6 protein-coding genes and 1 pseudogene are annotated in these 6,777 nt (G+C 36.7%); 2 read left to right on the top strand and 5 right to left on the bottom strand.

The features are described 5' to 3' along the window. Positions 1 to 109: 109 nt before the first annotated feature. Together ABVT42_RS17900 and ABVT42_RS17895 are read left to right on the top strand one after the other, a co-directional pair. Positions 110 to 406 (top strand): annotated as a pseudogene (locus ABVT42_RS17900) (TRAP transporter large permease subunit); the annotation flags it as partial. A 133-nt stretch (positions 407 to 539) separates the two neighbouring features. Further along, positions 540 to 1,730 carry a methyl-accepting chemotaxis protein gene (locus ABVT42_RS17895; protein ID WP_353897300.1) on the top strand — a complete coding sequence of 397 codons (1,191 nt, stop codon included), beginning with the start codon at positions 540 to 542 and terminating at the stop codon, positions 1,728 to 1,730. 78 nt (positions 1,731 to 1,808) lie between these two features. Here the strand turns inward: ABVT42_RS17895 and ABVT42_RS17890 are convergent, their stop codons facing one another. The 5 genes from ABVT42_RS17890 to ABVT42_RS17870 form a co-directional block, all read right to left on the bottom strand. Continuing rightward, the gene (locus ABVT42_RS17890) at positions 1,809 to 2,468 is read right to left on the bottom strand and encodes a GNAT family N-acetyltransferase (protein ID WP_353897299.1); all 660 of its coding nucleotides are present in this window, start codon (positions 2,466 to 2,468) and stop codon (positions 1,809 to 1,811) included. A 264-nt stretch (positions 2,469 to 2,732) separates the two neighbouring features. After that, positions 2,733 to 4,034, bottom strand: a complete 1,302-nt coding sequence (gene envZ / locus ABVT42_RS17885; RefSeq protein ID WP_353897298.1) for a two-component system sensor histidine kinase EnvZ — start codon at positions 4,032 to 4,034, stop codon at positions 2,733 to 2,735. A 122-nt stretch (positions 4,035 to 4,156) separates the two neighbouring features. After that, positions 4,157 to 4,771, bottom strand: coding sequence for an SCO family protein (locus ABVT42_RS17880; protein ID WP_353897297.1), 615 nt, complete (start codon positions 4,769 to 4,771; stop codon positions 4,157 to 4,159). Positions 4,772 to 4,832: 61 nt separating this feature from the next. After that, complete coding sequence (gene cyoE / locus ABVT42_RS17875) at positions 4,833 to 5,723, bottom strand: heme o synthase (protein WP_353897296.1); 891 nt, start codon at positions 5,721 to 5,723, stop codon at positions 4,833 to 4,835. Beyond that, a complete protein-coding gene (locus ABVT42_RS17870; RefSeq protein ID WP_353897295.1) occupies positions 5,713 to 6,741 on the bottom strand; it encodes a COX15/CtaA family protein in 1,029 nt (342 codons plus the stop codon). The genes cyoE and ABVT42_RS17870 overlap by 11 nt, the downstream gene beginning before the upstream one ends. Between the last annotated feature and the right edge of the window lie 36 nt (positions 6,742 to 6,777).

The raw sequence follows: 6,777 nt of genomic DNA, 5'->3' as shown, positions 1-6,777 counted from the left end.
TCTACAGAAAAATTAAGTTTCCCGAATTCACGTTATAAAGAAGAATTGAGTGATGATGTTAATTTGGCTGAAAAGGATTGAATGGTTCGACATTAATGTGGGAAATCACAACTTCATCGAAATTGTTTTTGTCATTGTACCTATTACTGCGCCAGCACTACTAGCGCTAGGTGCAGATCCCATCTGGTTGGGTATTATGATCGCGGTCAATCTACAAACCTCATTTTTAACACCACCATTTGGCTTTGCATTATTTTATTTGCGTGGCGCAGCACCAACAGAAATACAAACACAACAGATTTATCAAGGAGTGATACCCTTTATCGCAATTCAGGTATTTGTCTTGATTTTAATTTCAATTTGGCCTGAAATAGTGACTTGGTTGCCTCATGTAATTTATCGCTAAAGATGAGTTAAATCTTTAAAATAATACTGATATTCAAAGTTTTAATGGCGAATTAAAGTAATTAAGTTGACGAATTAGCCTAACCACTGCTATTACTTATTAGATTACAATGAACATCAGTGAGCACCTTTTCATGGATGACTCCAAGAATCCAAGAATAAAATTGCTGTTGATTAATTTAGTTTTGATTGCTGCAACAGCAGTCAGTAGCGTTCTTTTTAGCTATTGGCTGTCAATCGGCTTGTTGGCAATAATTACTTTTATTTGTTTTTTAATGGCAAAATCAGAATCGCCTGCAACAGAGGAAGTCGAAGAGGTTGTTGAGAATAACAGCGAAGCGACTTTTTTAGAAGCCGATAATGTTCTGACGAGCACGTTACTCAATCTCATACCGATTTGGAAAAAACAAATTGAGTCATCAGTTTCCCAGTCTACCGAGGCAATTGATAAACTTGCAGAAAGGTTTACCAAAATCAGTGAAAATATTTCAATCGCTGTCGATGTGTCAGGTGCCAGCAACGATAAAAATGAGCGCTTTTCCTCATTTCAATCGGTCCAAAAAACTTCTGAAGGCATCAAGAATGAACTTGAAAATCTCAAAGACACATTAATTGCAATCTCTCACACAGAGAAAACAGCATTAAGTGAAATTAACAAACTGTCTAACTTTATGACAGAATTAACAAAAATGGCCGGTGAAGTAGAAGCGCTGGCAGAGCAAACCAATCTACTTGCGCTTAATGCAGCTATCGAAGCAGCACGAGCTGGAGAGCAAGGCAGAGGGTTTGCAGTGGTTGCAGACGAAGTCAGAAATCTGGCAAATCAATCCAAAAATACCGGAGAAAATATACGTAAGAAAATTTCGACCATTGGCGTTTCGGTAGAAAATATTTTAACAACAGCAACTAATTCAGCAGAAACTGAAAAGAAAATGGCAGATAAAGCTGGTGAAGTTATTCACGAAGTCATTGCTCAACATAAGTTCACTACTTATACATTAGCCGAATCAGAAAAATTACTGGTTAATATGAGCCAATTAGTTCAGGTTGAAATTGGTAAAGTGATTGTTGACCTACAGTTTCAAGACAGAGTTAGTCAAAAGTTAAAACACGTAGAAGAAAATCTTGTTCAAGCAAACAGTATTTTACAAGCAAGTTCAGGATTAGATGCTGATAATCGGCTAATTAAATTTAAGCAATTACAATCTGATATTAGAAGTTCTTATACGATGGAAGAAGAGCATCGTCATCATAAAGAAGCACTTGGACAATCGGTTACCCGCAAAAACCAATCATCATCGTCATCAGAAATTGAATTATTTTAGTTTTTCAAAATAGTTTTTTCTAAATTCACTGACTTCAATTGATATAAACAATTTAAGCAAACACTTTACTCCGACACTTTAAGCTATATTTTCTTTAATATAACTTTTCAATTGATTACCTCGCAGCAACACCGATTTGGTTGGCGCAAATGCATTAACCCGAGTTTTAACAGAACGAATCGAGCGAATGATTAACCACTGAAAAATATGCGTATAGTTCATTGAGTCAACCACCATAAAACCATATTTTTCATGGGCTCTTACTGAGCTAAAGTTTGATTTCTGAACGTCAGAATAAAGATAATTCACGCTATCACGATAAAAATGATGAGAAACCAGATAAATCAATTTTGCAAAACAGTTTTTACCTCTAAACTTTTCTGTCACATAAATGTCTCTAATCCAAAGTGACTTTTCTTCTGGATACACATGTAAAACCAGCTCATCAATAAAGCGCGGAATGTCATACAACATCCAGGTTGTAGCCGCTATTTCATTTTCACGATAATAGACAAAGAATGTCAAACCATGCTGAATTCTCGCCTCAAAGTTTTGCATATATCCTGGATGTGATCGATCAGATTGTTGATATATTCGCTTAATTTCTTCAATATCTGTTAATTGCTCAACACGATCACTTTCATCTACAGCAATCTTCTGCTTAACCGGCGCTCTTAAAATGAGAAAAGCATCGGAATTTATATATTCACCCAGTTTATTGAATATTTTCTTTAACATTGATTCTTCTTATTTATGTTATTGGCAGGGCCGTAATTATAACGACAATTGATTAGTGAGTCTTCTAAATTAGTCTGAAGAGATGGCAAATTCGCTCGATATCTATATGAAAATATTATAGATTTATTAAATTGAGCTTGTTTCACTAAAATAATTTGAATGACAAGGTTAGCTATGCCTGACTTGTGGTTTTAGTGATTAAATAGCTTTTTAATCCTGCAAATTAACCTTATTTTTAATGGCAGAAATGTACATAATAATGAATTAATTCATTGTGTAATTAACCGGTATAGAAAACTTTGCTTCCAATCCCCCCTCAGGATGATTGTTCAGTACAATTTCTCCACCATGCATTTCAACAATTTTTGCGACAATAGCTAGGCCAAGCCCTGAGCCTTTTCCTCCTCGCGCCTTATCACCACGAGCAAAAGGCTGGAATAGTCGCTTTTTATCGAGATCTAATATGCCTTTTCCATGATCTCGAATACTCACTTCAATACTATCTTCAGTTTGACTCGCTGTTACTATCACAGGTGGCTTGCCATAACGAAAGGCATTTTCAATAAGATTACTGATCAGTCGCTTCATTGCCATGGGTTTGAATGCCACTTGAGGCAATTCTGTCAGTTCGCCAGTCAATCCTTCGTGCTGTTTTGCCGCGGCATCTATCACACTTTGGATAAGTTCTCGTAAATCACCAACTTCGCGTCTTTCTTCACTGCCATAGCGCACATACCCAATAAACTGATCGATAATATCATCCATATCTTGCGTATCGGCAATAATCCCTTCTTTGATTTCTTTATCTTCATCCGATAAAAACTCTGAAGCCAGTCGAATCCGAGTTATTGGTGTGCGCAGGTCATGGGAAATACCAGCAAGCAATAAGGTTCTTTCTTCCTCAAGCTGATGAACATCTGCCGCCATTTGATTAAATGCAGCAGTAACCGAAACTAACTCAAGTGGCCCGGTCTCTTTCAAACGCCCAGGATAGTCGCCACGACCCACTTCTCGAGCTGCAAAGGCTAATCGCTTCAATGGCCGGTGTAACTGAAAAACTAAAATCCATGCGCCGGTTAAACTAAGAAACAGTAACATACCGGTAAATATAAATAATTCCATCGGATTATTACCTTCATAATCCCCAATCGGCATACGAATCCACAATTTTGGATTATTCGCTTCGTTAATCCAAAGATAAATACCATCGGAGTTTTCTACTTTAACGATAGTATTTTTACCTAAATATCTTTCTGCTTGTTCGCTAAATCCTTGATGATAGCGTGCACTTTGAAATCCAAGCGGTTCGGGCGCAACACCACTGATCCAATATAGTTCTAATTGAGTAGTTTGTGAAAAACCAACAGCCAGATTTTTAGGGATGTCTGCCTCATCACCAATATGCAGCAATTTAACCTGATTAGAAGCCAGGTACATAACAATACGATTATGGCGATCGATGACAAAATGTTGAACGGTAAAGTAAGAGACCACATGACTGATCACCAACAAGGTAGCAATCATCAGTGCATTTCGACCAAAAAAGCTCTGGGGTAGAAATTTCAACTGGTTTCGCTCTAGGTTAATCTTTTACTTAAGTTAATCATATAACGAAAATCCAATCAGTTACAGTAGATAACTGATTTTCATGGATATATGGCTAAATGGTGCTGAAAACTAAAGAAATATTAAATTCCGGTTTGCGCCAGCCGATTTAAATCTTTCACCAGATTAGATTTATCTTTATTATGCATCGCTTCGCTAGTGATAATTCCATATCGCTCACCGGTTGGGCTGACAATAAAAATTTTAGCCGTGTGATCAACGGTATAGTATTTTTCATCTTCATCATTAATATGATATATCCCCCCCAATACACTGACAATTTTATCAATTTCATTTTTGTCACCAGTGATCGCAACAAAATCATCATGGAAGTGCTCAATGTAATCAGCTAAGTGAGGTAAGGTATCTCTTTTAGGATCAACCGATAAAAAGATAATTTGAAAATGCTTTTGCAGTTCGGGATCAATATTTTTATAAATATTGGTAATATCCGTTAGCGTCATCGGGCAAACATCTGGGCAGTGCGTATACCCAATAAAAATCAAATTCCAATGTCCCGTGAAATTTTTTGTATCAAAGCGCTCGCCATCATGTTTGGATAATGAAAAACCAGCCACTGGATTCTTCTTTGGAAATACCAGTAACTGAGTAAACTCAGGTGCTTTTGCTTGAAATATTCCATCACAGGCGTTTAGCATGGTTAACAACATGCTTGCCCAAAGTATTTTCTTAATCATCTGATTCTTTATATAACGTTTTTTAATATGAATTTTGCGTGTAAACATAAGCATTAATCAATCATGCTAAAATGGGATAATACTTATCAACCAATAAGACAACAAATAAAATCATTAAATAGTGAATGGAATATTTAAAGGTATCCATTGCAACTTTTCTATCCGTAGTTTTCATTAGCTTGATAGCATAATATAAAAAAACAATGCCCAATATTGTAGAACCGATCAAGTAGATTAAGTGAGACATTCCAACCAGATACGGCAAAGCACCAGCAAACAATAATAAAACCGTATAAAAAACAATATTGAGTTTAGTAAATTCAATACCATGTGTTACTGGTAGCATAGGTATATCAGCTTTCGCATATTCATCACGTCTAAAAATTGCTAAAGCCCAAAAGTGGGGAGGTGTCCACACGAAAATAATTAATACCAGTAACAATGCGTGCGGATGTATTTCGCCGCCATATCCATCAATTGCTGTCCACCCTAACAATGGTGGAATGGCGCCACTTAATCCACCAATAACAATATTTTGTGGTGTTGCACGTTTAAGATACATCGTATAAATAAACGCATATCCCACCAAACCAAAAAAAGTCAGCACAGCCGTTAGTGGATTAATAAAATTATACAGCAGTAGCATTGAGCTAATAGATAATGTAAATGCAAATATTACTGCACGCTTGGTATCAATTTTACCTGTTGCGACTGGTCGCTTAAATGTTCTTGCCATAATCGCATCGATGCGCTGATCAACCACATGATTGACAACCGCTGCGCCACCTGAAGCCAATGCAATACCAATTGTCGCAATCACTACGATATGAAAAGGTACCGATTCACTCGGTGTCATATACATACCAACAACAGCCGTTACCAATATTAAAGCGACGACTCTTGGTTTAGTTAGCTCAAAATAATCTTTCCAAGTTGTTTGACTATTTGCCATCAGTGACTTCCTTTATAGTTGGTTTGGCTATCAAAATTAAAGTTAATAAACACACCATACTGACTACAAGTAATGCGCCAACCGCATTATGGGCAACTGCGTTAAATAATGGCAGTTTAAAAACAATATTATTTACACCTAAAACGATTTGTGTAATTAACAGCGCAAGAACAATATAACCAATTCGTTGAAAGAGTTTATACTCAGTCAGACGAATTAATTGAAAAATTAATGCCAGTAAAGTAAAGCTCGCAATAAATGCACCAATTCGATGAGATGCATGAATTGCGATGCGAGCATCTTGTTGTAAGATTCCATACTCATAAGTGTCGGCTTTGCCACCCCAGAACTGAAATGCTGAGATAAAATCACCATCTTGCAGCCAGTTGCCTTGACAAACGGGTAATTTATGGCAAACCAGCGCAGCATAATTAGCTGATGTCCAACCGCCCAAAGCAACTTGCAAGGTAACAATTATTAAAGAAAAAATCACTAGCCATTTAAGCGAATTTTTTACCTTGATTAATTGATTTTTCCTGTCAGCAAAATGATAGCGTAATGTTAAAGATGCCAATAATGATAATGTTGTTATTCCCCCTAAAAGATGCAGCATAACAATTGAAGGATGTAGTTTCATGGTGACGGTCCACATACCTAGAGCAGCTTGAAAGATGACTAAAACCAATAAAAAGGTTGAGTGTTTAAAAGTGAATTTTTGTTGACTTCGAAAACTAATTATCGCCAACGCTAAAACCAGTAATCCCAGTGTTCCTGCAAAATATCGGTGCACCATCTCAGGCCAAGCTTTATGAAATTCATAAGGTTGTTCAGGAAAAGCTGCGTTGGCTTTTTCGATATGCTCGCTCTTCGTAGGAATATGCATAAAACCATAGCAACCGGGCCAGTCAGGACATCCAAGTCCAGCATCGGAAAGTCGGGTAAAAGCACCTAAAACGACAACCACAACTGCAAAAACTGCTGCAAATAAAGCTAAGTTTCGATGAGTCTTTTTATTCATATAAATACCACTGCAACTATTTTATTAAGATTATTA

This window comes from Aliikangiella maris (genome assembly GCF_040719265.1).
GTDB classification, from domain to species: domain Bacteria; phylum Pseudomonadota; class Gammaproteobacteria; order Enterobacterales; family Kangiellaceae; genus Aliikangiella; species Aliikangiella maris.
This window is presented reverse-complemented; position numbering and strand designations above follow the sequence as displayed.